We start from the raw sequence: 25090 nt of genomic DNA on the forward strand, positions 1-25090 counted from the left end.
AATGTTCCTGTGTTAATCCTACTACACCATTAATCTCTTGAAGTTATTTTATCGGGGCAATATCTAAGTCTGACTGTGGATTGTATAACCAGAAGTTCAACGGATAATTTGGATTAGGCGTCTGCAAACCTTTGTTACTCTTCAAGCTAACGCCAAGCTTGTTTGCTTTGCATAATTTGTTAAAATATGCCAGGACTTTACATCGTTCTTTATCCCGGTTCGAAAATTCTACTGAGGTTTCATTCTGGAACAATCGTGTCTGGCCACACTCTAAAAATTCCCATTCACAAAATTTTGCAAAATTCATTCGGGAATATGATGCGATGCCGGCAAAAAAATCACATACCTGAGTGGGGTAACATGAAGAAGATTGTACTTCGGTTATCCCGTCAAGCGTTACCAGGTTTTTAAGACCCAATTCATCATCAGAATCTGATGGTAACTGGCGTGTTTTCTGAAGTTCACGCTCGATGAAAGACTTCAGGTTTTCCCAATCAACTGAACTCTGCTCATCGGGGAAAAATTTCCAGAGTGACGGGTGTTCCCACCGATGCTTCAGAACATTTTTGAAGAGGTGGTAATACATTCGCCGGAAATTTTCATTGTCATCCCGCCCTACAATTTTATGGCGCGAATCTTCAACATCCCATGTCAATACATCGATGCGGAATTCTCCACCTATTACTTGTTTGATCACGTAATCGACAATTTTCGTTGCACAAAAACGCATTTTTGCATCGTTAAGGTTTTTCCATTTGAACTCGCGGACGCTGCTGCCTTCTAATGTTGCATGAATTTTTTCATCAAACAAATCCAGATTACGATGAGGCAAACTTACCATCGCGATGGAGCGATATCTGCCAATATTATGGTTTGATTCATCGGAAAAGGCGCAATGGGTAATTCCCCGGATATCAGTAAGACATGAAGACTTCATACGGTAATTTCATTTACCCTAATTTTCGCGGTCATGAGATCGTGCAGGAGCGATGTGAACAGGGTGTCGAGCGTTTCCCTGCGGGATTGTTCGGCAGCGAGTTTTTGATCGATGGAGGAGAGGATTTCAACAATTTGTTGTTGAGTCTTTTCGGTAGGAATTGGAACTAAAATTGTTTTGATAATTGTTGCGCTTAAATTCCTCTGATGAGCACCATGTCCAAGCAATCGATTTTTTTCGTAACTAAATTCGAGGTAGTAATAAAGAAAAGGCGTTAACATTTTTTCTGAAGGAAATATTGCTGCCACTGCTTGATTTATCGATGCGTCAATTCCCGTAATTCCAACTCGGCCGCGAGTAATTCCTTCACCATACATTGCCATCAAGAGAGTCCCCTTGGGAACCATCCGAGTGGATGAATTTTCTAGCCCCGCTTTGGTAATTTTTTCTTCAGTTTTTTCAATTATCGAATAATTGATTTCTCCAGTCCTGATCCATGGAATTTCACCATTCCAATAACTTGGCTCAGTTCTACTCGGAGTACCTCCAGAAGAAATTTTTGATATATTGCCTAAAGGCTGAAGATCCCACCCCTCTGGCACCCGCCCGATCTCCGTCTCCTTCAGCGCCACTCGCTCCGCTTCTTCCGGTGGCACCGGGCCGTACGTGAACAGGTGCTTCATCATCGCCGCCTTGAGCGCTTTGGTCGCCGCGATCACGTCATCCGTTTTTTCCTTTGCCTCCTGCACGGTGCGGAGGGTGGTGGCGATGGCGTGCTGTTCTGGGAGAGGGGGGAGGGAAACTTTGAGAGATTTTATTTTTGCTTTGTTCAACGTTTTTCCTTTAATTGCAGTATCGTAGTATTCGGAAAAATCGATAGTTGGTAAATAATAAAAGAGATAATCTCTCGTGACTTCAGAACCCTTTGGAAAAATCGCAGCAATAGCTTCGTTATGGAATGCATCAACTTTTAAGATACTGGTTCTTCCAATCGTTAATTTGAAGCTCATGAAAAGTGTTTCTTTCGGGATAATTTTTCCGTTCAAAATTGTATCATATGCAAGTTGAGAAACGGTCTCTTTTGTAAAATTAATATCACTGAAATCAGACATATCAGAGATACTTACCCAAGGATAAATTCCGTTCTCCCAATATTGTAGATCTTTCCTTGGAGGCGTTCTGCCTAATTTGAAATCTACAATATCCTCTAATCTCTTAACTCCCCACTCTTCCGGTAACACATCCTGCTCCTTCGCCATATACCCCTTAGGAACATCAGATGATTCAGTCACAGTAACACCGGTAATAAACAGAAAATTTGATTCGAATCGATAAGCAATGTGAGTTTCCTGAAGTAATACGTCTAACGTTATCGATTTGAAATATGAATAACCGGAAAAGAGTACTAGAACAGAATCAGGAATGGGGGGTGGGACTTAAACCCACCAAGCTGTCAGCGTGGTTAGAGGACTTCGACAATTATTCCCTGCGTCATCACATTGAACGGGGTGTCACACCCCATGCCGACAGCCCATCCAACGATCGTACAGTAGATCAGCGTTCTCATCTCGTTCCGAGGATACTTTGCTAACTTTCTCATCATCAACATCACCTTCATAGTCAGGTACAATGCGACAACGGCGGGAATGATCGGGAGTCCTACCCCCACCCATTTTTTACAAAATATTATTCGATCTCCATTAATAAAAACGTGACTAAACCTTTTCAGTAAACGAACTGGCATTTGCCACAAGAACGCAATCCGACTATTTCTTCGCTTGCTGCTTCCCGCCGTGTTTCCGTTTTGTCCGGAAGATATTCATTGATTCTTTTGGGGTAACAAGAAGGATGTGATATTCATCATTGAGCATCTTCTTCCCATTTTTTATCAGGGATTTATCGAGGGTGACAAAATAGTCTGCCTTATCGAGAATCGCCGAGGTCAATAACGTTGCATCATGGGTTTTGGCTTCTTTGATCATGAAGAGGATTGAAGAGTAGACATCCCAGTAATTCGGGCTCTCCGGGGATTGTTCAACCATCAGCTGAATGACACTGTCTCGTGTTTTGCCGTCTTCAAACAAGGGAATGAATGCCTGGAGGGTTTGCTTATACACGGCCTGGTAATCTATTGCATCAATGATCGGATCATATCGTGGATTTCTCCACATGGAAATTGGACAACCTTTATTGAAGAGAAGAATACTCCGCATCTCATCACGGATTGCAGAGAATAATTCATTAATCGCAAGATGTGAGACAAAAAAATTGTCGGTAATCCCTTGGTTTTTCTTATCGATGACAGTGTTTACAAATGTCAGGGATGGTTCATACCGGCTTGAATAAATTTCGAAAAACTGACGTGGAAGAGCAGATTGTTCACATAATAACTGGAGGACACCGCCAGTTCCAAGAACCCAATGGGCCAGAACATTAGTATCAATATACCAGCGCTGAGGTGGAATGGTATCGCCCTTCGATAAAAATTATTTTTTCTTCTTTTTTGAACTCCACAATCCCTTGATCTGACCAGCTTCGCCATATGCGCTAGAACGCTGGCGAATCTCGTAATATTTCCCTGTCAGGGGATTGTAAATTCGTTTTTTTGCGGTTGATGGTGACATGATCGTCTCCTTCCGATATTCAATTATACATATGCTCTCTGGCTATAAACTTGTTTATTGAATCAAAGTTCAAGCCCCAGACCCGCCAGCACTTTCTTCAGCCGCTCGTCCGCTTCCTGCCGCACCTCTTCAGCTTCCCGCAGCAGCACAACCGCGTCCTCCAGGGGGAGCGTCTCGTCTTTGCCGTTCTGTGTAACGTACCGGGACGGGCTCAGGTTGAAATCGTTCTTCGCAACATCGGCAGCAGAGACAATCGTGCTGATCCCGTCCACCGTTTTCCAGTCCCGGAAAATCCCGGCAACCTGCGCAATGTTCTCGTCTGGCATAAAGTTCTTCGGCCGTCCCTTCTGGAAGAGTTTCGCAGCATTGACCAGCAGGCACTCGCCCTTGTGCGGCTTCTTCCGGTTGATGACGAGGATAATCCCAGGTGCTGTTGTGTTATAGAACAGATTCTCCGGTAGGAGAATGACCGCTTCCACAAAGTCGTGCTCGGCAAAATATTTCCGGATATCGCGTTCCCGGTTCTTCCCGGTATTCCCGCTGCCCCGCGAGACGGCTCCGGTATCCAGCACCACCGCCATCCGCCCGGTTTTCTTTAAGGAGGCGAACATGTGCTGGATCCATCCCCAGTCCGCACTGCTTGAAGGTGGGAAGCCAATCCCGAACCGGTTGTAAGTATCGGTCTCATAGATCTTCTGCTCGAAATCCTGGTTCCACATCGGGTTAGCCGTCACGATGTCGAACTGCCGGAGCGCCCCTTCTTTTTTCAGGAACTGGGGGAACTTCATCGTATCTTGGAGAGCGATCTGTGCCTCCATGTCGTGGATGAACGTGTTCATCTTCGCCATGGCAAACGTTGCGTGCTGGTTCTCCTGCCCACAGAACTGGAGCGGGGCAACTTCGGGATCATTGTGATAATGTTCCCGGAAGTTCATCGCACACTTGATCAGCAGACCCCCGGACCCGCAGCACGGATCATAGACTTCCTCACCCGGTTTCGGGTCGAGGATCTGTGCCATGAGAATGGCAACCTCACGCGGGGTATAGAACTCACCGGCACTCTGGCCGGATCCTTCAGCAAATTTCCGGAGCAGGTACTCGTAGGCCCGACCGATAATATCCGGCTCAACATCCGCAAGCCCGAGCCGGTGTTTTCCCATGACCCCGATCAGCGTCTTGATCGAATCATCTGGGATGATCCGCTGCCCTGCTGCGGTCGCGTTGAAGTCCACGATGTCAATCGAGCCCTGGAGCTTTGGATTCTCCCGGGCAATCGATCGCATCGCGTCCGTGATCAGTTCCCCGAGTCCCGTACTCTTTTTGGCGATTGCATCCCAGCGGGATTCCGGTGGCAGGTAAAACCGTACCAGCTGGTGATCCTCCGCAAGGATCTTTTCCACAAGATCGCTGCTGCCGTACCTGCTCTCCAGCTTTTTCGCTTCGTCATCAAAGACATCGGACAACCGCTTTAAAAAAATGAGCGGCAGGATATAGTCCTTGTATTTCGGGGCATCGATCTCCCCCCGGATTTTGCAGGCAGCTTCCCAGAGCCAGCCCTCAAGGGTGGTGATATCGAGCGTGATATTGTTTTGAGATTGTGCCATTGGTTCCTCTGTGGAATAGTTTCGTGAAGAGAGAATGAATAATATTCCGAAGTTATTGAGAAAAAATGTGGACGTAATTATTGTCGACTTCCTTCCGGTTCTGTAATCCTTCGTCTATTACCAGTACCGTTCACTCACTCAAAATCTCCGGTAAGTGCAAGTCCCGGTGCCCGTCATGTACTGGCAAACGCCCCACGCTCACCGGCCCCGGCTGTGCCCGGGTTTCAGTAGGGGGGACTGTGCCGGAAATAATTGAGCTGCCCCTGCATGAAAATTTTTCATCGGATCTTGTTTGAAAAATTCCGGGCAGACCCTGGCAGAAAAAATAATTCAAATCCTGTCGGAAATTTTTCAACCGGACCGTGATTGAAATCTTTTAAGCAGACCTTATCAAAAAAATTTCCGGGAAAAATCAAAAAACAATTTCACCCAATTCCCTCAGATCGAAAAATCCCCGTTCCCCCGTCCTCAAACCACCCCCCGGAACCCCCTCAATAAGCACTTCACAACCCCACCCCTCCGGGCACCGGACGGCCCCCGTCTCCCCAAAAATTCCAGACAAAGCCCAAAATGAGCCCCGTCTCCGATCCGATCACCCCCTGTCTGGTCGAAAACTCCTGGAGGAATTGTATAAAGGGGGGGTCCGGCAGGAACCGCGAAATTCACGTCGGTTTCCGACGTGGGGGCGATCCGTTCCGGGCCCTAAAAAGGGGGTTCTTTTCGTTTTGACCGTGCTACCCCCCCAGCCAAAATTGGGGGCTGCCGGGCGCCCGCTAAATTGCAGGTTCAAAATCCCTTAAAATCTGTCCAATGGGGAAAATAATCAATTAAAACCGTATTTTTTGTATGCGTGGACATTTTTTCCCATGGTCAGAAAACTGATTTCGTCCGATTGTCAAACCGGGCATTTTACGGGCTTATTTGGGATGAGGCCCAGTCATCCTACCATATCTTCTGGATCCCCTCCAACTGCACCCCTACCCACGAACCGGTCACAGCCTGGCCGAGAAGTTTCCCCGTAAACCCCCGGCAAAAAAATTACCGGATCCGAACCCCTGGGAAAAAAGTGCGAACGTTGCCGGAAAACTTTTATAAAAAATCATATATTGATAAACCAATTTTAAAATAATCAAAGAATTGCTTTTAAAAAAACTCCAAGTAGATTTCCCATTAATTTTTTTTCTCCAGGGCTTCTACCCGGTCCTCAATCTTTTTCAAATTTGTTTTTGTTGATTCTCGCCATGCCTTGAAATCTGAGTAGAGATAAGCGAAGATGATAAACGCAATTATGATAAGCGTAGGGAGATATTGGGCGAGGGCAAATCCGATTATGCTTACGATACATCCGATAACGAATAGGAAAATCAACTGATTCCGGTTCATTGTAACACAACTCCTTGTTTAAAAGAATCCAGATTAATAGCTATGCATAAAAAATAAAAAATTAGCCTGTACATCCATCACTGTAAAGCGATATCCACTGGTTGGTTGAACCCCCGTCACTTCCGGTCAACCAGGCATCAACACCTACCCAGATATCCATCTGGAACCTGAGGTTGAGCGTTCCGAACTTGTAATGATTATAGAGTTGCCCGGAGGTAGTTCCTACACCGGATGTCTGGTATGTGTAGGAACATGCAGAGTACCCTGGGAAGAGTGGATTAATCCAGTATGAACTGCTGTTCGAAATTGATGTGATGCTGACACCGTAGTTGACATAGAACACACCGGTAGTAATAAGTCGTGCAATTGTATCTCCAAGTCCATTACGATATACATCAGTACGGGTTCTGGTAACGGTATATGTGCTCATAGGGCGCATAGCACTTGCAATGCTCGTTTCTCCGTCCGGATATACCAGATCAACAGAATATAATTGCGTCCTGACCGAGGTTTCAACGGAATATTCTCCGAAATCACCATCTAGGCCAGCAATCTTCTGCGGGGCTTCTGTTATTGTTTTGTCACCGAGTAACTTAGGGGTCAGTAGGTACGTCTCAACAGTCTTTCCATTGTAGAACGCTTCAAGTACACGATCGCCGCGGTTGATTAGAATCATCTGGGAATTCCCGAAATCATACATCCCGATTACAGCCGAAGCATTATCGGATAATTTCGCCTTTTTAATGATCAAGTCTGAAAGATCTTTTGAATCTTCGTATTTCAGGAACGGTGCCGCTTTTTCATTTACTGTGGGTTTTTGCAGGCCGAATTCGTCGAACAGATTGGCGCTGTTATCCATTGCGGGTTTTTGTATATTTTCATTTGCAGGATTTGCCTGACAGGAATCTCCTGCACTCACTATCGGTATCATCACCATCGCTGCCAGTAGTAGAGCCAGCAGGACGAGACTCAGTTTACGTAGTTCCATTCTCTTTCAACTCCTTTTGCATTCGCTACGCTCGAAAGGCACGGGAAAATTTTCATATAATCAGAAGATAATCTTCTCATGCCTACGGGCAGGACCGGGTTCAACAGAGTTTCGATGCTTGATGAACCCGTCCTTTTCTTTTCCGGGACAACCTCCGGCTGTCCATAATAAGCGATCTATTAAAAAATATTTAGTTTCTCTGTCCCAATAATCGAACTGGCAGTTTGAGGATACGGACAGAAATCATATATCCGCGTGAACTTAAAACCCGGAGTGAATACCCTCAAGGTATTCCGGGGTCTCACTAATCTCCCAGTCACAATCGCGTGGGACCCTGTTCGAATAATTCTAATGAATTCTTATCAGGCTTAACAAACCCTTTCCGGTACCGCACACTCTCCCAAAATCGCCGGTACGTACAAGTTCCGGTGCCCGTTCCTGTCCGTGCAATTGTCAAATGGTATGCGATCACCGGTTCACGGCTGGGCCGTTACACGAGACCGACCCCCCCGGGTTTCAGCGGGGACCGGTGCCCGGGCCATAAAATAATTGAGTAGACCTTGCCCGAAAAATTCCGGGCAGTCCCTGGCAGAAAAAATAATTCAAACCCTGCCGGAAAATTTTCAATCGGATGCTGAGGGAAAATTTTGAAAAACGTTGTCGAAAAAAAATTCCGGGAAAAATCAGAAATAAAAAATTTCACCCAAACCCATCCGAACGAAAAATCCCCCGGCTCCATCCTGAAACTACCCCCCAAAACCCCTTTTTATTCACATGTAACAACCCCTCCAATCCGGGCACGTGACGGCCCCCGTTTCCCCAAAATTCCCAAACAAAGCCCAAAATGAGCCCCGTTTCCGATCCGATCACCCCCTGTCTGGTCGAAAACTCCTGGAGGAATTGTAGGAAGAGGGGGTCCGGAATATTTCACGAAATTAACGTCGGTGTCCGATGTGAGGGGACTTCAATCCGGGCCTCAAAAAGGGGGTTCTTTTCGTTTTGACCGTGCTACCCCCCCAGCAAAAAATGGGGGCTGCCGGACGCCCGCTAAATTGCAGGTTCAAAAACCCTTAAAATCGGTCCAATGGGGAAAATAATCGATTATAGCCGTATTTTTTGTACGCGTGGACATTTTTTCCCATTGGTCAGAAAACTGGTTTCGTCCGATTGGAAAACCGGGCATTTTACGGGCTTATTTGGGATACGATACATCCCACCGGTTCCGGAGTAGCCCTGCTACACACCACCAATCTTCCTGATACCTGTATCATCAGTCAGCAGTTTCATCTGGTGAATCGCGATGCTGTTCAGTTTCACCAGCCGCTCCTGTTGGGAAAGATTCTCGCTGATAAACAGGGCATTGAGGTTTTCCAGGTTGGAGAGACATACGAGCTGTGAGATGTCGGCATAATCCCGGATATTTCCCGTCTTGTCAGCGTTTACCTCACGCCACTCCTTCGCGGTGATCCCGAATAATGCCATGTTGAGTACATCCGCTTCAGATGCGTAAATCGTGGTAATCTGGTGCCGGGTCAGTTCAGCTGGAATCAGGTTCTCTTTGATCGCATCCGTATGGATCCGGTAATTGATCTTTGCCAGATTCCGGCGGATATCCCAGCCAAGCTGTTTACGCTCTTCATCCTTAAGCCGCTGGAATTCCTTGATGAGATAAAGTTTGAATTCGACTGAGATCCAGGACGCGAACTCGTATGCGATATCCTTGTGAGCGTATGTCCCACCATACCGTCCCGGCTTAGAGATAAGGCCAATGGCTGATGTCCGAACAATCCACTGTTTGGGAGTCAGGGTAAAACTGTTGAGCCCGGCAAGTTTTCTAAACCCATCGAATTCGATGGGATTAAAATACGGATTATTTAGACGCTCCCAAATCCCTAAAAATTCTATGGTATTCCTGTTCCGTAACCAGTTCTGAATAATATAATCAGATCTGTCCGGATCTTTGTAACGTGCAATATCGGTAATACTGATATAATCCTCATCATTCAGCGAACAAATGGAAATTTCGTTATCCAACACACGGATCTTTGTCACTATCTTTCCCAGGTTCAATTACCGGTTATTCAAGAGATAAAGATCCGGGCACAGAGGGTGAAAGTAAATTTGTTCCGTGTCATATCCAATCGATAAATCCGGGCCGTTGGACAAAAACTCCGGAACATGCCCGGTTCTGTCCGGGCAATTGTCAAATGGCGTGCAATGACCGGCTCAGGGCCGGGCCGTTACGCGGAGACACGGCCAGCCCCCGGATTTCGGAGGGGACGGGTTGAGCCCGGGTCTCCTTGTACGGAAGCACGGTTCGTAACGGGCAAACGCGGATACTAAAAAAAATTATGGTGATTTCTGACGGTGAAACGTCATAGTCATTGCAAATGCATTTCCATCCGTATCCCTGCCCCCTGGATGAGTGAGCGCAAGGAACATGGTATCCGGGCCGACAATCGTACCTTTTGCCCATCCACCCGGCCGATCGATCATGTAGACGGACTTACCGTCAGGATCAAAAATACCCACCAGGGTCTGGTTTGCGTAGGTGCCATCCGGTTGTCTGAACACCTTGTATCCCTCCGCGATATGGCCGTGCTGCGAGGTAACGATCCACGTATTTTTACCGATAGCGACCGGCTGGATCGTGGTATTCAGGTAATACCCGGCCTCCTCATCGGATATCCAGACTCCGGTAATATCGGGATATTCCGTCATGGATGCCGGGGCATTCCCGGGTGAAGCGGCAGTCGCCGGAACCTGGGTTGTCATGAGCGGGACCGTCTGTGGGGCACTGTTCGTACATCCCGCTACGAACAGGGTCATAATCAGGACTGCGAAAAGGAGAACGGAACGCTGAAACGACTTCATAGCTTCACTAATCCAGCTCTACCAATAAATAAATTCTTTTTCTCTATCCGGCAAGGCAGCCCGCTGTCCCGGCTCGTACTGCTCATGTTCTGCTCATACGCTGCTGCAGATCTACCCGGCCAATTACCTCACTGATCACTCTTACAAAATCTCCGGAGCCTGCCCGGTCCGGTACCCGTTCCTGTACCGGACAATTGTCAAACGGCATGCGATCATCGCCCCCGGCCGGGCCGTTACGCGGAGACCAGGCCTGCCCCCGGGCTCCGCAGGAAATGGTGAGGGAAAATCAACGCCCTTACAGATCCTTTTCTTTAAGATACGCAAGAAGTGCTGTGCGGACCAGCCTGAGGTTGTCGGTTGACATATCGGCAGAATTTAAGTTGAGGGTAATGTAGGTATCCTTTTCCGGCAGGTAATCCCAGAGCGTGAACGAACCCGGGTATCCCCCGCCATGACCCTGCAGGGTCAGGTTCGCATCTGCATTGAGCCCGGTCATATACCCAAGACCGTAGCCCTGCTCGCGGGATTGTATCGAGGGTTTCTCCATAGTGGCAAACGACGATTTGCTGATCAGTTTCCCTTCCCGCAGCGCACGGTGGAAGCGGTTGAGATCCGCAGTTGTGCTCACAATGTCTCCCGCCCCGCGATCGAACTGTACATACAGGTTGGAAAAATCTGCATACGTGCCATTCTCTCCGCGCTGGGTAGCAGTCATGTGCGGCCCGGGGATGTGGTTGATATCCAGGATGAACGTGTCGTTCATGCCCGCAGGGACAAAGATGTTCCGGGTCACGTAATCCTCATAGGGAACCCCGGCGGCGTTATCGATGATCAGCGTTAAGAGGATATAATTCACGTTCGAGTAGGTATAATTCGTTCCCGGCGGGTAGAGCGGGCTTTTACTTATACCCTGTTCCATGGCGGCCTGGTACGTTACCGGAATTCCCGGGTTCTGGTATTCCCGGAGCAGGATGGAGATTTCGTTATAATCCGCGATACCGCTGGTGTGATCGAGAAGCTGGCGGACCGTGATCGTTTTGCCGTTTGGGATCTTTTCAACAAGATCGGCCGGCAGCCAGCGATCTATAGGATCATCGAGCGAGAGTTTCTTCTCTTCTGCAAGTTTCTGGATCGCAACGCTTGTGAACGTCTTCGACGTGCTGGCAATCAAAAAGCGCATACCGGGCTGTGCCTTTTCTCCGGTAATCGGGGAGGCGTTCCCGGCAGCGGAATTCCAGGTCCATTTCGGGGTTACGATCTCCACAACGGCACCGGGGATGCCGGCTTCCTGGATTTTGGTATCCAGGATGTGCTGGAGAGCGGCTCTGGTCTCTTCGGGGGGTGGACTGGCCCCCCTGCCCCCCGCCTGTTGCTGCGGGGTTACGGATTGCGTGCACCCGGAGGAAACGATTGCTGCGATGACGATGAGGACGATGAGGATACGCTGGATGTCAGACATAGATCTATCGTTTGTGTTGTTGGTGTGACAGATGATAAATGGCAGTTTTTGTCTCCAATGGGTTTGCCGGAAAAATCTCCCCAGAGAAAATTGCCGGACGAATAGGTACCCCTCCCCCCATTTTTCCGTTGGTTTTTTAATGAAACGAAAATATTCCCCTCCGGAATCATCCCGAAGAGGAAAAGAGGTCTTTCTTCCGGCTCCGGTCACCACCCAGACCCCCCGGTATTCGCATGTACTGGTGCCCGTTCATGTACCGGTAATTATCAAACGGAATGTGATGATCGGTTCATGGCTGGACCGTTTCAAAGAGACCCGGCCAGCCCCCGGGCCAAAGCCACGCGAACCACAGCTGAAATATTCTCTCCCGTCTCATTATTCACATAAACAGGGTAGGACAATGAAACAACCTGACCTCGCAACTGAGATCGATATGTTCGGACGGATGACGATTGCTCTTGAGGAGATTGAAAAATGCCGGGAATTTGTCTCTCTCATACCTGAAGTCAGGACGAACATGGCATTTGCCCATCCTCATGCAAAAACGCCCGATGAAATCATGGCTTTTGATGGCCGGATTACCATCATTAACGGTATGCCCCGGGCTCCCGGGAGAGTCCGGTTCGGGGCATCAAGCCATATGGCACGGCTCATCATTGAACTCATGAAAACCGATCCCTCCGTCCGGGCCGGGATCGATTTCGCAAATCCCCCGGGGTTTTCAGACTGGCTGGCAGACTATGGCATAAAGCAGGGCTGGGTGACTGCCATGATTGACCGGAGGATAGAGCCTGCCGAACTCAGGATTGCCGAGGGGTCATCGATGCCGTGGAAAGCACAAGAAGCGGTCCGGGCTGCGGGGGGGAGGGTGCCGAAAATTATCTGCGATACCGGTGGAATGGGAAAGGAGCCGGTCTGTATCCTGACAGGAAAAGAACCCATCAGTCTTGCACGGGATGTGTGCGGGATTGCACGGGCTTACGCACAACTGCGGGAATAACTCTTTTCCCCGACTTCGCATCCTAATGTTGTAATAGTATTCCGAATAATATTATTGAGGCAATTACTATGGAGCTCGACGAAATTACCATCAGCAGGGCGATTCTTTCAGCCCAGATGAATACCCTGATCGATTATATGGAACTGGACGTGGCGGTCGTGGGAGCCGGGCCTGCCGGACTTACCTGTGCGGCACTGATCGCTGAAAAGGGCATCAAGGTTGGCATCATTGAAAAGAAGCTGTCAATCGGTGGCGGGATGTGGGGTGGCGGGATGATGTTTCCCCGGATTGTCGTACAGGAAGAGGCACGTAGTCTGCTTGACCGGTTCTCTATCAAATCCACTATCTACAAAGAAGGGTATTATGTTGCAAAATCTGTCGAAGCTGTCTCCAAACTTACCGTTGCCGCATGTGATGCCGGAGCAGAATTTTTCAATCTCACCTCCGTAGAGGATGTTATGATCAAGGCAGACGGACGGATCAGCGGGCTCGTGATCAACTGGACTGCCGTTGAGATGGGAAAACTCCATGTCGATCCCCTTGTCATGGGCTGCCGGTACACGGTCGATGCAACCGGCCATGATGCGGTTGTTGCCCGGCTCGTGGAGAAGAAGGGCGGGAATCTCCAGGTGAAAGGTGAGAGTTTCATGTGGGCTGACCGTGCCGAATCCCATATCCTTCAGCACACCAGGGAGGTATTCCCCGGCCTGGTTGTTGCCGGTATGGCAGCAAATGCTGTCGGGGGAGAGAGCCGGATGGGCGCGGTATTTGGCGGAATGCTCCTCTCCGGTGAGCATGCGGCCAATCTTGTTTTGAAGAACCTGAAGATGTGATGGAAAACACCTTTTTTGATTTTTTGTTATCTTGCGTATCTCAATTTTTTCTTTGACCACGTAAACACCCGGTCCTTCCGGATCATTTTTGCCCCCTTTTCCCGAAGCACCGGATGTCGTTGTTCAGACCCGGAGTTTTGATTTGTACATCAGGTTCCCGACAACGAGACCTGCGGCGAGCGTTATTGCGACAATGAACCTGTGGGAGAACTATGAGAGCCCGAGCCGGATCACGAACCTGCGGGCAGTTTCAAACCTCACATCCTCCTCGGTATCCGCATCCGGCATATCCTCACCATCCCGCAGGTTGGAACTTTTCATACCCTGGTGCCGGGGGCCAGACGGCTCACAGGGTATTTTTGTAGATCGTTCCGGCCTTCATGACCACACGGATATTCCTGCTGTCGGTTATTGCGGAAATATCCTCAACCGGATCCTTTGCCAGGATAAGAATATCGGCAGTGGCCTGTTCGGAGATCTCACCCAGGGTGCCGGACTGGTTCAGCACCTCGGCGTTGATCTTTGTTGCCGAGAGGATCGTATCGATCGGCTTCTCAACGTGGGAACGCAGGGTAAATTCAATGCTCTGCTCCTCCCAGAGCGGCCCTAACAGGTCGGTACCAAACCCGATCTTCACCCCGTGCTTCCGGGCAATCTTCACGGCCTCGAGTGCCTGGACCCGGACGGAGGCGATCTTGTTGATGCTCACTTCGGGGAACTGGTATTCGGCGCCCCGCCGGGCGAGCGCGTCATAGGTGATGACGGTCGGTATCAGGTACGCTTCCTTCTCCTTCATCAGGGCCGCGGTTTCGTCATCGAGCAGGTTGCCATGCTCGATAGTTCTTACCCCATGATCAAGGCAGATCCGGATGGCTTTTGCCGAGTACACATGGGCGGCAACGTAGGTGCTCTTGGCTTCTGCTTCCTCTGCGATTGCCGTCAGCTCTTCGCTGCTGTACTGCGTATCGGTCACGCGATCCCCCGGGGATGCAACCCCCCCGGCCGCCATGATCTTGATGAAGGATGCCCCCTTCCGGAACTCTGACCGGCAGGCCCGCCGGACCTCGGTGATCCCATCTGCGATCCGGCCGATACTGGTTGCCGAGGTCTGCATGGGCGCCCCGTATTCGCCGTCATAGGTCATGGCCCGGAAATCCCCATGCCCGCCGGTCTGGCTTAATGCCCGCCCGCAATAAAAGAGCCGGGATCCCAGGATCAACCCGTTTTCAACGGCCATGGCGAGCCCGAAGTCTGCACCGCCTACATCCCGCACGGTGGTGAACCCCCGCTGCAAGGCATCCGAGAGGTTCTTTGCCGCACAGCAGGTGATGTACGTGAAGGGCAGCTGGGGTGTTGCAAGATCCACGGTTGCAGAGGTCACATGAACGTGTGCATCGATCAGGCCGGGAATAATGTATTTCCCCTCAGCGTCGATGATAACATCCCCCTGCCCGGCCGTGACGGGATTCTCTGTCAGGGTGGTAATTTTGCCGGATTCTACAACAATGTTCTTTTTCTCGTACCGGGAGGTGTGGACATTCAGGACCTGGCCGTTTCTGATGATTGTTTTCATGGTACCATCCATTGTTTCAAGTTCCTCTGCGGATCGAAGCTGCTGCCTGGAGGATCAGCTGCACAGCAGCTCATGCGGCGCACACCTTTCCTTGATCCGGGTTCTACAAAAAGCCTTTGAAAAAAGAATTGCGGCCCGGGGTTACCGGGTGAGACAGCGAGAGAAAAAATTAAAACAGGATATTTACGCCATTGATAGATGCCGGTGCAGTCCGCCGGACTGAAACCGAAGCACCGATATCCGGTTTGACTTCAAGGGAGAAGGCATCATTTTTGTTGATGCCGCGGGTGGGATAGGCGCAGATGTCGAACAACTCCCCGTTTTCGAGCAGGCTGTTTGAAGTACCCCTCGGGTTCTGGACACTGGTAATCGCCCATTTACCCGGTGTGACGCCCGTGCCCTGCCATCCGGCTATCGGCTCAAGGGTCTCAAGTTCGGTGGCATTGCTGTACACCAGGACCACTTTTTCAAAATCGATCGGCGTTCCGCCCGCTGCAAGCCCGATGGTGAAGTTCACCATCGCAATCGACTCTCCCTGAGTCCCGACACCGTAGACATTCCCGACAATCTGCATGTTGGACCCTGCCGACTGGACTCCGGTGTGGACCACTTCCTGGCTCTTCTGGGTTGTGTAAAAACCGGCGCCGAGGACAACGTACGAGAAGACCGCGGCAACAACAACAAACGCAATGAGGACAATTGCAGCCTCAAGACCGGTAAACGCATTATCTCTGGTACAACGGGTTCGCATACACGGACCTCCCTGAAGAATTTACAAAAATTACTCTCTATTATTTTTATAGATTTGTATATAAATATAGGTGGAACCCGGCAGCCATTTGTTAAAAGGCTGCTGGATTCCGATCCATTGCCAGAAGTCCTAATGATACATGAGCGCCTACCTATTCCCCATGATTCTTGTTGACTGGCAGCTCCTCGACCGGATCGGAAGGGGCCACATCAAAATCGATCCCTATGATCCAAAACTGATCCAGCCCAACTCGCTGGACATCCGGCTCGGGAACCACTTTGTCTGGTACAAGCCGGGAAAAGAGGTCATCGATCCCTTTGCAAAAGATTCCGTGAATACGGATGTAGAGGAGATCCATGCCGACTCGTTTGTCTTGAACCCGGGACAGTTTGTCCTTGCCGAGACCCTGGAATGCATCGGCCTTCCCGACAATATCGTTGCAACCATTGAAGGGAAATCCAGTATTGCCCGGCTCGGCGTTACCCTCCACCAGACCGGGGGCTGGATCGATGCCGGGTTCCGGGGCACGATCACCCTGGAGATGGCGAACGTGAACACGCGCCCGGTGAAAGTCTATGCCGGTATGCCCATAGGCCAGCTCGTCTTCTACACGACCGAGCGGGCAGAGATGCCCTACGACAAGAAATGCGATGCGAAGTACCTCGACCAGCGGCAGGCAACGCTCTCGCGGTACCATGCCAACAAAAAGAATCTCTAGGCCGGTTGTACAGGACAACGGATCAGCACCGGTTACCCACAATAATATACCGGTAAATCCCATTTATGATCAATGATCAGATCCATCCGGAGATGAATTAATGCGACTTCTTTTAATCCATTCTGATTATATCGAATACGAAGCCAAAAAGAAGACAAAGATGGCTGAAGAGGGCGCTGTCCTTGCGGACAGGGAAGAAGAAGCCCTTACGGTTTTCTGTGCCGTGGAATCGATCGACGAGGAAGATCTTGACGGAGTAATCCTCCAGGCAATCGCCGAGATCAGGAAGACGAATGAACAGGTCAAGGCAGAATCAATCCTTATTTACCCGTATGCCCACCTGTCCAGTGATCTCGCGTCCCCCGAGACCGCGGTATCTGTGCTCAATGCGCTTAAGACCGGTCTCGAGGCAGAAGGCTTTGCCGTCAAGCGGGCACCGTTTGGCTGGTATAAGTCGTTCAAGCTCTCCTGCAAGGGCCACCCGCTCTCCGAGCTCTCCAGGACCATTATTCCCGGTGAGACAACCATCAAGCCGGCGAAGAAGGAAGTCACTCACACCTGGTTCGTGCTCACTCCCGACGGGAAGAAGCACGATTACAAGGAGTTCCTCGATGACACGCCATTTGGCTGCCTTGTCAAGAAAGAGCTCGGCGTTGCGGTCCCGGTCGGGGGAGACCCTGCCCACGTTGACCTGATGCGCGGAAAAGAGCTCGTGGACTACGAGCCGGCCAGCGATGTCGGCTGCCTCCGCTGGATGCCCAAAGGCAAGATCGTCCGCGACCTGCTTGCCGATTACGTGCTCCACCTTGTGCTGGAGTACGGCGGCACCCCGGTCGAGACCCCGGTCATGTACGACCTTGGCGACAAGGCGATCTTCGAGCATGCCGACAAGTTCGGCGAGCGCCAGTACCGCTTCAAGTCCAACAACCGGAACATGATGCTCCGGTTCGCGGCCTGCTTTGGCATGTTCTCGATCATGCGGGACATGCACATCTCGCCCAACCACCTGCCGATGAAGATGTACGAGCTCTCGACCTACTCGTTCCGCCACGAGCAGAAGGGAGAGGTCATCGGCTTGAAGCGCCTCCGGTGCTTCACGATGCCCGACATGCACTCGCTCTGCCTCGACATGCCGCAGGCGCTCACGTGCTTCGAGGAGCAGCTCGCAATGGGCTGGCAGACCGGCAAGGACTTCGAGACAAAACTCGTTGCCGCGTTCCGGTGCACGGAAGCCTTCTATGCCGAGCACGAGGCCTGGGTCAAGAAGATCGTCAAGGAATCCAACTGCCCGATGCTCATCGAGGTCCTCTCCGACCGCGTCCACTACTGGGTTGCAAAGATCGACCTTGCAGCAATCGACGGCCAGCTCCGCCCGATCGAGAACCCGACCGTCCAGATCGATGTCGAGTCCTCGACCCGGTTCAACATCAAGTATCACAAGGAAGACGGCACTCCCGTTTACCCCCCGATCCTCCACTGCTCCCCCACGGGCAGTGTCGAGCGTGTGATGTGTGCAATCCTCGAAAATATCTCAACGCAGGAAGTCCCGGCACTCCCGACCTGGCTCTCACCCGTTCAGGTCCGGGTAGTCCCGGTTGCCGAGCGCCACGGGACATTTGCCGCAGAGGTCTGCAATGCTATCAACGCTGCACAGGTACGGTGCGATGTCGATGACCGCGAGGAGAGCGTAGGCAAGAAGGTCCGGGAAGCCGGCATGGACTGGGTTCCCTACGTGATCGTAGTAGGCGACGAGGAAATAGCCTCGAAGAACCTGACGGTCACGATCCGGAAGAAGTCGCAGCCGAACAAGCCCCACAAGGAGCAGATGACCACCGACGCCGTGATCGCAGCGGTGAAGAAGGATACGGAAGGAAAACCGTTCCGCCCCCTCTATACCCCCCGGAATCTTTCAATGAAAGCCCGGTATATCTGATCTCTTCTATTTTTTTCGTTGTTTAGCGATACTGCGTTACCGGATATCCGGAAAGAGCCGTGCACAACGGGTATACGAAAAATATCCGGAAAATAAAAACGGGTTCCGGGATACAATGACGGAACGGTACGTTGTGCTCTTAAATAAAAGCCGGATACGTTTACTTCAGGTAGCGTTCGATACCCGCCTTGAGCTCTGCAAACGAGACGGGCTTGTTGAGCACCCCAAGATGGGGATCATTGATCCGGGCAATATGCTCTTCTACCGCAGGGGCAGCAGAGAAGATGATGACCGGGAGGTCTTTTATCCCGTACTCGGTCCGGAGTTTTTCCAGAAATTCCCAGCCATTGATGGGCATCATCATGATATCGAGCAGGACGAGCGAGGGTGGATCCTTCCGGATTGCTTCAAGTGCTTCAAGACCGTTCCCAATCAGTACCGGCTCGTACCCGAGTTTGCGGATCAGCAGGTCCATCAGGTCAAGGATCGGCTGGTCGTCCTCTACGACAAGGATCTTATGCGTCATGGTCGATCTCCTCCATGGGGCGCTGCTTGGGGATATGGATCGTAAACGTGCTTCCGAGATTCACGATGGAATCCACGCTGATGAAACCCCCGTGCATCTGGACATATTTCTTGGCAATCGAGAGCGAGAGCCCGATCCGGTCATACTTCCGGCTCATGTTCGAGGAGTCGGCCAGCTGGAACGGCTCGAAGATCTCGTCCAGCTGGGTGTTGGTGATACCGATCCCGTTGTCCTGGATGGACAACCGGTGCATGGTATCGGTAGGGGTGGTCGAGTAGATCACCCGGATCTTCCTGGGCGGCTTTGAGTAGTTGACCGCATTCGAGATCATGGACTCGATCACAATCGAGATCTTGTTCTCATCCGCTTCAAAGGTCAGGTCGGAGGGAAGGTCAAGCGTGATCTCGGCCTTGGTCACGTATCCGCCGGCATCGAGGATTGTCCGGAGCATGGAGTTGACGGAGAAGATGGAATATTTTAAGGGGATCTTGCCGGAATCGAGAACTGATAGTTCCAGCATCTGGTTGATGATCTGCCGCTCGCGATCAACGCTCTTTGCGCACCGGTTCAGGATAACTTTGGTCTCGTCGGTAACCCCGTACGTCTGGGGGTCTTCCGTGAGCAGGTTGAGGTAGCCCATGATCGGCTGGAGCGGAGTGCGGAGCTCGTGGGCAATGGTGCTGATGATCCCCCGCCTCCGGTCATTATCCTTCTGGATCGTGAGTTTGAGCCGTTCCCGCTCGGTGATATCCATGACATTGATGAGGACTGCCGGACAGCCCTTCTGGGTGATCCAGGTGAAGAAGAAGGCCGCAAGCCGGAGCTCGCCGGATTTCGAGAGGAGCCGGAACTCGGTCATGACGGGCAGGGGGATCCGTGCATCCGCGGTCTCGGAAAAGAACGGGAATTCGTTCCGGTCCTCATGGTGGATGAGCGGGAAGAGGTCTTTTCCCAAGAGCTCTTCTGCGTCATAGCCCGAAAATGCCAGAAACGAGGGGTTCACGTAGACGATCGTGTTGTTCCGGAGAACAACAATCGATGTCGGGGCGTTCTCGGTGACCTGCTTGTACTGCAGGTAATTCTCTTTTGCCTCCTCTTCAGCGCGTTTCCGTTCATCGATGTTGATGACCGAGCAGCTGACCAGGTTTCCGGTTATCCGGCTCCAGGCAAGGTTGACCCAGAGGATTCCTTTTGTGCGGGAGAGGAACTGGGTCTCAAAATTCGTGACATCTTCGCTTGAACCCAGAAATTCAAAGAACCGCCGCTGCTCATCTTTCGAGGCGAAGAGCTGGGGAAATGTCATCGTGTAGAGTTCTTCCTGCGTATAGCCCATCAGGTCCAGGAGGAACGCGTTTACCATACGTATCTCAAACCGGTTCTGGTCGAAGAGGACGATCCCAAGGAGCGAGGTCTCGAAGATGCTGCGGTAACGGGCTTCGCTTGCATTGACTTTCTCGATAAAGTAGGAGACAACCGCGGCGATACAGATAAAGAGGATTGCCTGGCCGGTAGTCAGCAGCAGACCTGCCGCATTGGGAAAGACGTACAAGTACGCAAGCACTTCGTACGCGATAGCGCAGAACCCGGCAAGGTAGAGGCCCCGCCGTGGAAAAAAGTACGTGGCGTAGAGGATGGGGAAATAAAAGAGCTGCGAGTAGAACGTCTCGATGTGGAGCGAGAGGGAGATGGCGGTGATGAGAATACAGCACAGGGTGAGGGATACGATAACGGAGATACGGACGATATCGGTGTGCGATAACGGTTTTCCTGCAACCCTGATGTTCCGGTTCATGGATATTCTCGTTGTTCACGGTCAAAGTTAATAAAACCCGTCTCTTTGCAGGTGAAAATCCGTAAATCTGTAATCATTTGTACGACTGGCAGGAGTGCCCCCGGGGATACCGCGAACTGAACAGCACAGGACGACCCGGAAAAACCGGTGTATTCCGGCATCAAAAAAAGGATCGGGGCTTTGTTCAGACACAGAGCGGGGAGAGTTTTTCTTTCAGGCGCTCGACTTGCAAAACCGCGGTTCCGATGTAGGCATCGGGGGCAAGCAGGGCGTCGATCTCGGCCTTTGAACAGTACCGGACAATCTCCGGGTCTGCCCCCAGGATCTCGGCAAGGGGTTTTCCTTCTGCAAGCGCTTTCATGCTGGCCGTCCGGATCCGCTCGTGGGAGTCCTGCCGGCTCATGCCCTTCCTGGTGAGCTCGATCATCACCGATTCCGCCATGTTGATCCCGTGGAGGAACGCGAGGTTTCTCCGGATTGCGGGCTTGTTGATGACGAGCCCCTCGAGGACAACGGTCATCAGCCGGAGGCAGTGATCGGTGAGGATGGAGGATTCTGGGAAGATCACCCGCTCGCAGGAGGAGTTGGTGAGATCGCGCTCGTCCCAGAGCGTGTTGTTCTGGAGCGCAGGCTCGACCGCCGAGCGGATGATCCGGGCAAGACCGCAGACCTGCTCCGATTTGATGGGATTCCGCTTGTGTGGCATTGTGGAGGAACCCACCTGCTTTGCACCGAAGGCTTCCTCGACTTCCCCAATCTCGGTCCGCTGGAGCGAGCGGATCTCAACGCCAATCTTGTCGAGCGTTGTTGCAACACCAGCGCAGAACATGAAAAATTCCGCATACCGGTCGCGGGAGATCACCTGGTTTGAGACGTCCACCGAGCTCATGCCAAGGAATTCCATCATGGAGGCCTGGACTTCAAGGCCTTTGGGGCCGAGCGCTGCCTGTGTCCCGACTGCGCCGGTCATCTGGCCGACAACAACGCGGGGGCGCATCTGTTCGAGCCGCTCGATATGCCGGCTCACTTCGCTCGCCCAGATCGCAAAGCGGAGACCGTAGGTGGTCGGGACGCCGTGCTGACCGTGGGTCCTGCCAATGCAGACGAGCGTCTTGTTCTCGTCTGCCCGTTTGAGAAGCACGCCAAGAAGACGGCGGAGTTTTTCGTCCATCAGGTTGAGCGCCTGGCCGAGCTGGAGGCCGGTTGCGGTGTCGAGAATATCGTTGCTCGTTGCACCGTAGTGCACCCAGCGCCCGGACTCTCCTGAAACCTCGGTTATCGATTTGACGATGGCCATCATGTCGTGGCTGATCTCCAGCTCGATCTCCTTTGCCCGCTCAAGCGAGGCTTCGTGTGCCTTCTCGCTGATCTCGACTGCTGCTGCGGCCGGGATCATGCCGTGGCGGGCTTCGGCCTTTGCCAGCGCAACCTCGGCTTTCACAATACAGGAAAACCGGTACTTCTCACTCCAGACAGCACGCATCTCCTGTGTGCCGTAACGCTCCTCGATGGGGTGGACTGCCATGGGTAGAAATGGGTTTTGCCGGAATATAAGGGGTGAGGGGGATCATCCCTTGCCGGGCAATGGGAATATCCTGACTATTCCCTGCACAAAACCATTGAAAGAATGAGGTGATCAAAAAAAGATATAGGGATCGTTTACCCGAAGTGCTGAAAAAGGGAAGATGCCCTGTCTATCGAACTCCATGAGTTTATCTTTGCGCCCGTTATTAAAATCATTAGAAATATAAATTTGCGATGTAAATAAATACCCTGATGAACCAAGGAATCTCCCCTTTTTTTTTACTCCACACAGCGATCATATGTCTGCTGGTTATCCAGCCTGTGAGCGCAATGGATTGGAGCATGGCAGGAAAAGATTCCGGGCATACCTCATTCTCTCCGGATATCATCCCGCCACCCCTGAAACTATCCTGGATTACCGAACGGGGTTTTATGGATACCTATCCTCCCCCCGGGGTAATTGTATCCGATAATATAGTCTACACCCGGGATGTTCTGCTGAACGGGAGTGAATTTGAGACCGGGACCGGTGCACGCGCTACTGTTAACGGGTCCTTGATCTGGCGCTTTTCCGGAGCTTCGCCTGCCGTTGCATACCATGATTATCTCTATGCATGGAACAACGAATCGGTTATCAGCCTGAAAAACGGGATGGAAGTCTGGAGGCAGCCGGTCACCGGTCCGAATTCCCCGATCCTGTACAAAGACCTGCTTATCGCCGGAAATGTCACGGCATTTCATCACCATAATGGAAGTGTAATTTGGACATATCATCCGCAATTATTGGTGCAGGAGACCCGGCATACCCGGATCGATTCGTATCTCCCCCTTACCGCGGGAAATGAGACGGTCATTCTGGCGATAAATTCAATGGAATCAGAACTGGCAGATGCCGGATCAGGATCTGGTGCCAGCACTGCCGGCGATTCCCGGACCGCGTTTGCCTACAAATCCTCTCCGGATGAACAATCCTGTACCCTGATAGCGCTTGATGCTGCCTCGGGAAAAGAGCGATGGATACAAAAAATCCCGATCCTTTCCGGGAGTGCCCCGGTCATATCCGGCGATCGGGTATTTATCGGGGGCAATGCGACCGTCCGCTCATTCTGGCTGAATGACGGGAGTGAGATCTGGAGGGCAGCTCTTCCCGGCTACTCACGAACCTTGTCGGCAGATCCGGAATTTCTTATCGTTGACGACCGTTTTGGCCATAACGTCACGGCGCTTCGTCTTGAGGACGGGAAAACTGAATGGATCTACGAGAGTGAGGGGAGATCCAGATCGATGTCAATCGCGGGGCCGGTCCTGTATATTGTCGGGACGATGCCATCCGCCGGTCTGGTGGCACTTGACATAAAAACCGGAACCCCGATCTGGGAAAAAGAGATGCCGGCAGACTGGACCAGTATTTCATCCCAGCCGGTAATCAGCGGGGATACCCTCTATATCACGACCATGACCGGAAAGACATATGCGTTTTCACCTGCCCCCCAGGATCAGAACCCCCGTCCAAATCCCCTGCCATCCTCGGAAATTGTACTCTCGATCACAGCGTTAATCTGCATTTATGCCGTCACCCGCCGGGAATCATAAGTAAACTCATTTTTTAGTAAAAAATTTTCTTCACCGGATACACTTGTTCGAGACACGGGCCCTGAAGAGGAGTTAAAAAAATGATGTATGAGAAGATTATGTATACTGAACTTCATTCGTCCACTTGGATTCATGATACGACGAGTTGAAACAGCCCGGGGTGCATCGGGGGATTTCAGCATCCGTCATTATTTCCATACGAGGCTGTGATTTCATGGGAACTCCAATTCGTCCCCGGGTTTCTTACACGGTTACAGATGGGGGTGGGGACCCATTACCCGTCCAACAATATCTCCACCCGGTTTGTAAGTTACGGTCCTGCAAAAGAATTTTTCCGGTTTTCCCGATGATTCTCAGTAAGAGATCAGTTCGAGGCCGTCAATTGCTGAAAAATGCCGGTCCCTGGTTACCAGCGGTTCATCGTGGCGGAGCGCAATTGCCGCAATAAGTTCATCAAAGGTTGAGATATGCCGCCCGCTTCCGGAGAGCGTGGAGGCAACTTCGGCATAAATGACCGCAGATTCCGCATCGAACGGGACAACCGGGAAAAACCTGAGAAATTTTTCCGAAACATCATACACGTTCTTTTTCCCGCTTTTCTTTGCCCCATAAAGGAATTCTGCGCTGCTGACCGAGGTGGTTTTTAAGGATTTGTGGGTTTTTATAATCCCCTCGGCATCCGGATCCCCTTTCATGAGATCGATGAGAAAACAGGTATCCACAAGAGTCAAAGCGATACCTTCCGTGGCCTGACACGATCGAGCTTTGATTTCGCAGTTGTCACGGATTCTGCAATCTCACTGCGGACCGCAGGATCGATTGTCTGTAAAAAAGCGCAGACACTTTTTTCCTCGCCACCGGTGACGCGGAGTATCACATCGGAATAACTCTCCCCTGCACGTTTCTGTGCCTTGAGAGCGTGATATGCGGATTCCCGGATGTTGATGGTCTTGGTCACCATGAAAGATTCATTGTGTA

22 protein-coding genes are annotated in these 25090 nt (G+C 51.3%); 5 read left to right on the forward strand and 17 right to left on the reverse strand.

Annotation, left to right across the window (positions count from 1 at the left end):
• Positions 1-43: 43 nt before the first annotated feature.
• The 10 genes from WC598_RS02155 to WC598_RS02200 form a co-directional block, all read right to left on the reverse strand.
• Positions 44-937, reverse strand: coding sequence for a hypothetical protein (locus tag WC598_RS02155; protein ID WP_372959822.1), 894 nt, complete (start codon positions 935-937; stop codon positions 44-46).
• The gene (locus WC598_RS02160; protein ID WP_372959823.1) at positions 934-2229 is read right to left on the reverse strand and encodes a restriction endonuclease subunit S; all 1296 of its coding nucleotides are present in this window, start codon (positions 2227-2229) and stop codon (positions 934-936) included. The genes WC598_RS02155 and WC598_RS02160 overlap by 4 nt, the downstream gene beginning before the upstream one ends.
• 170 nt (positions 2230-2399) lie before the next feature.
• Positions 2400-2540 carry a hypothetical protein gene (locus tag WC598_RS02165; protein WP_372959824.1) on the reverse strand — a complete coding sequence of 47 codons (141 nt, stop codon included), beginning with the start codon at positions 2538-2540 and terminating at the stop codon, positions 2400-2402.
• 163 nt (positions 2541-2703) lie between these two features.
• Positions 2704-3108 (reverse strand): hypothetical protein, encoded by a 405-nt coding sequence (locus tag WC598_RS02170; protein WP_372959825.1) that lies wholly within the window; start codon positions 3106-3108, stop codon positions 2704-2706.
• A gap of 315 nt (positions 3109-3423) precedes the next feature.
• Positions 3424-3561 carry a hypothetical protein gene (locus tag WC598_RS02175; RefSeq protein WP_372959826.1) on the reverse strand — a complete coding sequence of 46 codons (138 nt, stop codon included), beginning with the start codon at positions 3559-3561 and terminating at the stop codon, positions 3424-3426.
• A gap of 62 nt (positions 3562-3623) precedes the next feature.
• Positions 3624-5165 (reverse strand): N-6 DNA methylase, encoded by a 1542-nt coding sequence (locus WC598_RS02180; protein ID WP_372959827.1) that lies wholly within the window; start codon positions 5163-5165, stop codon positions 3624-3626.
• Positions 5166-6609: 1444 nt separating this feature from the next.
• Positions 6610-7536: a hypothetical protein gene (locus WC598_RS02185; RefSeq protein ID WP_372959828.1), complete on the reverse strand. Its 927-nt coding sequence runs from the start codon at positions 7534-7536 to the stop codon at positions 6610-6612.
• Between the two features lie 1236 nt (positions 7537-8772).
• On the reverse strand, positions 8773-9588 hold the full coding sequence (locus WC598_RS02190; RefSeq protein ID WP_372959829.1) for a KilA-N domain-containing protein: 816 nt from the start codon (positions 9586-9588) through the stop codon (positions 8773-8775).
• A gap of 297 nt (positions 9589-9885) precedes the next feature.
• Complete coding sequence (locus WC598_RS02195) at positions 9886-10410, reverse strand: hypothetical protein (protein ID WP_372959830.1); 525 nt, start codon at positions 10408-10410, stop codon at positions 9886-9888.
• Between the two features lie 295 nt (positions 10411-10705).
• Positions 10706-11869, reverse strand: a complete 1164-nt coding sequence (locus WC598_RS02200) for a serine hydrolase domain-containing protein (RefSeq protein WP_372959831.1) — start codon at positions 11867-11869, stop codon at positions 10706-10708.
• A gap of 400 nt (positions 11870-12269) precedes the next feature.
• Here WC598_RS02200 and WC598_RS02205 point away from each other — a divergent pair, with 400 nt between their 5' ends.
• Positions 12270-12869: a thiamine-phosphate synthase family protein gene (locus tag WC598_RS02205; protein WP_372959832.1), complete on the forward strand. Its 600-nt coding sequence runs from the start codon at positions 12270-12272 to the stop codon at positions 12867-12869.
• A gap of 68 nt (positions 12870-12937) precedes the next feature.
• A complete protein-coding gene (locus WC598_RS02210) occupies positions 12938-13702 on the forward strand; it encodes a sulfide-dependent adenosine diphosphate thiazole synthase (protein ID WP_372959833.1) in 765 nt (254 codons plus the stop codon).
• Positions 13703-14048: 346 nt separating this feature from the next.
• Here the strand turns inward: WC598_RS02210 and WC598_RS02215 are convergent, their stop codons facing one another.
• Together WC598_RS02215 and WC598_RS02220 are read right to left on the reverse strand one after the other, a co-directional pair.
• Positions 14049-15275 (reverse strand): amidohydrolase family protein, encoded by a 1227-nt coding sequence (locus WC598_RS02215; RefSeq protein WP_372959834.1) that lies wholly within the window; start codon positions 15273-15275, stop codon positions 14049-14051.
• A gap of 169 nt (positions 15276-15444) precedes the next feature.
• A complete protein-coding gene (locus WC598_RS02220; protein WP_372959835.1) occupies positions 15445-16026 on the reverse strand; it encodes an archaellin/type IV pilin N-terminal domain-containing protein in 582 nt (193 codons plus the stop codon).
• Positions 16027-16186: 160 nt separating this feature from the next.
• On the opposite strand from WC598_RS02220, the gene dcd reads away from it, so the two are divergent.
• Both dcd and WC598_RS02230 read left to right on the forward strand, forming a co-directional pair.
• The gene (gene dcd / locus WC598_RS02225) at positions 16187-16744 is read left to right on the forward strand and encodes a dCTP deaminase (RefSeq protein WP_372960074.1); all 558 of its coding nucleotides are present in this window, start codon (positions 16187-16189) and stop codon (positions 16742-16744) included.
• Positions 16745-16844: 100 nt separating this feature from the next.
• Positions 16845-18677: a threonine--tRNA ligase gene (locus WC598_RS02230; RefSeq protein ID WP_372959836.1), complete on the forward strand. Its 1833-nt coding sequence runs from the start codon at positions 16845-16847 to the stop codon at positions 18675-18677.
• A gap of 160 nt (positions 18678-18837) precedes the next feature.
• On the opposite strand, the gene WC598_RS02235 is transcribed toward WC598_RS02230, so the two are convergent.
• The 3 genes from WC598_RS02235 to purB form a co-directional block, all read right to left on the reverse strand.
• Positions 18838-19203, reverse strand: a complete 366-nt coding sequence (locus WC598_RS02235; protein ID WP_372959837.1) for a response regulator — start codon at positions 19201-19203, stop codon at positions 18838-18840.
• On the reverse strand, positions 19193-20995 hold the full coding sequence (locus WC598_RS02240; RefSeq protein ID WP_372959838.1) for a PAS domain S-box protein: 1803 nt from the start codon (positions 20993-20995) through the stop codon (positions 19193-19195). Before WC598_RS02240 ends, WC598_RS02235 begins: the two co-directional genes overlap by 11 nt.
• Positions 20996-21179: 184 nt before the next feature.
• Positions 21180-22520, reverse strand: a complete 1341-nt coding sequence (gene purB / locus WC598_RS02245) for an adenylosuccinate lyase (RefSeq protein WP_372959839.1) — start codon at positions 22518-22520, stop codon at positions 21180-21182.
• Positions 22521-22861: 341 nt separating this feature from the next.
• On the opposite strand from purB, the gene WC598_RS02250 reads away from it, so the two are divergent.
• The gene (locus tag WC598_RS02250; protein ID WP_372959840.1) at positions 22862-24112 is read left to right on the forward strand and encodes a PQQ-binding-like beta-propeller repeat protein; all 1251 of its coding nucleotides are present in this window, start codon (positions 22862-22864) and stop codon (positions 24110-24112) included.
• A 353-nt stretch (positions 24113-24465) separates the two neighbouring features.
• Here the strand turns inward: WC598_RS02250 and WC598_RS02255 are convergent, their stop codons facing one another.
• Positions 24466-24834, reverse strand: a complete 369-nt coding sequence (locus WC598_RS02255) for a type II toxin-antitoxin system VapC family toxin (protein WP_372960075.1) — start codon at positions 24832-24834, stop codon at positions 24466-24468.
• Between the two features lie 5 nt (positions 24835-24839).
• Positions 24840-25073, reverse strand: a complete 234-nt coding sequence (locus WC598_RS02260) for an antitoxin VapB family protein (RefSeq protein WP_372959841.1) — start codon at positions 25071-25073, stop codon at positions 24840-24842.
• Positions 25074-25090 lie beyond the last annotated feature (17 nt).

Origin of the sequence: Methanoregula sp. (assembly GCF_041645475.1) — an archaeon.
GTDB lineage: Archaea > Halobacteriota > Methanomicrobia > Methanomicrobiales > Methanospirillaceae > Methanoregula.

Coding starts and splice junctions, on each gene's coding strand:
- WC598_RS02165 (WP_372959824.1), bottom strand. CDS start 2,540: ATGATGAGAAAGTTAGCAAAGTATCCTCGGAACGAGATGAGAACGCTG.
- WC598_RS02195 (WP_372959830.1), bottom strand. CDS start 10,410: ATGAAGTCGTTTCAGCGTTCCGTTCTCCTTTTCGCAGTCCTGATTATG.
- WC598_RS02175 (WP_372959826.1), bottom strand. CDS start 3,561: ATGTCACCATCAACCGCAAAAAAACGAATTTACAATCCCCTGACAGGG.
- WC598_RS02210 (WP_372959833.1), top strand. CDS start 12,938: ATGGAGCTCGACGAAATTACCATCAGCAGGGCGATTCTTTCAGCCCAG.
- purB (WP_372959839.1), bottom strand. CDS start 22,520: ATGGCAGTCCACCCCATCGAGGAGCGTTACGGCACACAGGAGATGCGT.
- WC598_RS02180 (WP_372959827.1), bottom strand. CDS start 5,165: ATGGCACAATCTCAAAACAATATCACGCTCGATATCACCACCCTTGAG.
- WC598_RS02250 (WP_372959840.1), top strand. CDS start 22,862: ATGGCAGGAAAAGATTCCGGGCATACCTCATTCTCTCCGGATATCATC.
- WC598_RS02220 (WP_372959835.1), bottom strand. CDS start 16,026: ATGCGAACCCGTTGTACCAGAGATAATGCGTTTACCGGTCTTGAGGCT.
- WC598_RS02185 (WP_372959828.1), bottom strand. CDS start 7,536: ATGGAACTACGTAAACTGAGTCTCGTCCTGCTGGCTCTACTACTGGCA.
- WC598_RS02260 (WP_372959841.1), bottom strand. CDS start 25,073: ATGGTGACCAAGACCATCAACATCCGGGAATCCGCATATCACGCTCTC.
- WC598_RS02170 (WP_372959825.1), bottom strand. CDS start 3,108: ATGTGGAGAAATCCACGATATGATCCGATCATTGATGCAATAGATTAC.
- WC598_RS02215 (WP_372959834.1), bottom strand. CDS start 15,275: ATGAAAACAATCATCAGAAACGGCCAGGTCCTGAATGTCCACACCTCC.
- dcd (WP_372960074.1), top strand. CDS start 16,187: ATGATTCTTGTTGACTGGCAGCTCCTCGACCGGATCGGAAGGGGCCAC.
- WC598_RS02240 (WP_372959838.1), bottom strand. CDS start 20,995: ATGAACCGGAACATCAGGGTTGCAGGAAAACCGTTATCGCACACCGAT.
- WC598_RS02200 (WP_372959831.1), bottom strand. CDS start 11,869: ATGTCTGACATCCAGCGTATCCTCATCGTCCTCATCGTCATCGCAGCA.
- WC598_RS02155 (WP_372959822.1), bottom strand. CDS start 937: ATGAAGTCTTCATGTCTTACTGATATCCGGGGAATTACCCATTGCGCC.
- WC598_RS02235 (WP_372959837.1), bottom strand. CDS start 19,203: ATGACGCATAAGATCCTTGTCGTAGAGGACGACCAGCCGATCCTTGAC.
- WC598_RS02230 (WP_372959836.1), top strand. CDS start 16,845: ATGCGACTTCTTTTAATCCATTCTGATTATATCGAATACGAAGCCAAA.
- WC598_RS02205 (WP_372959832.1), top strand. CDS start 12,270: ATGAAACAACCTGACCTCGCAACTGAGATCGATATGTTCGGACGGATG.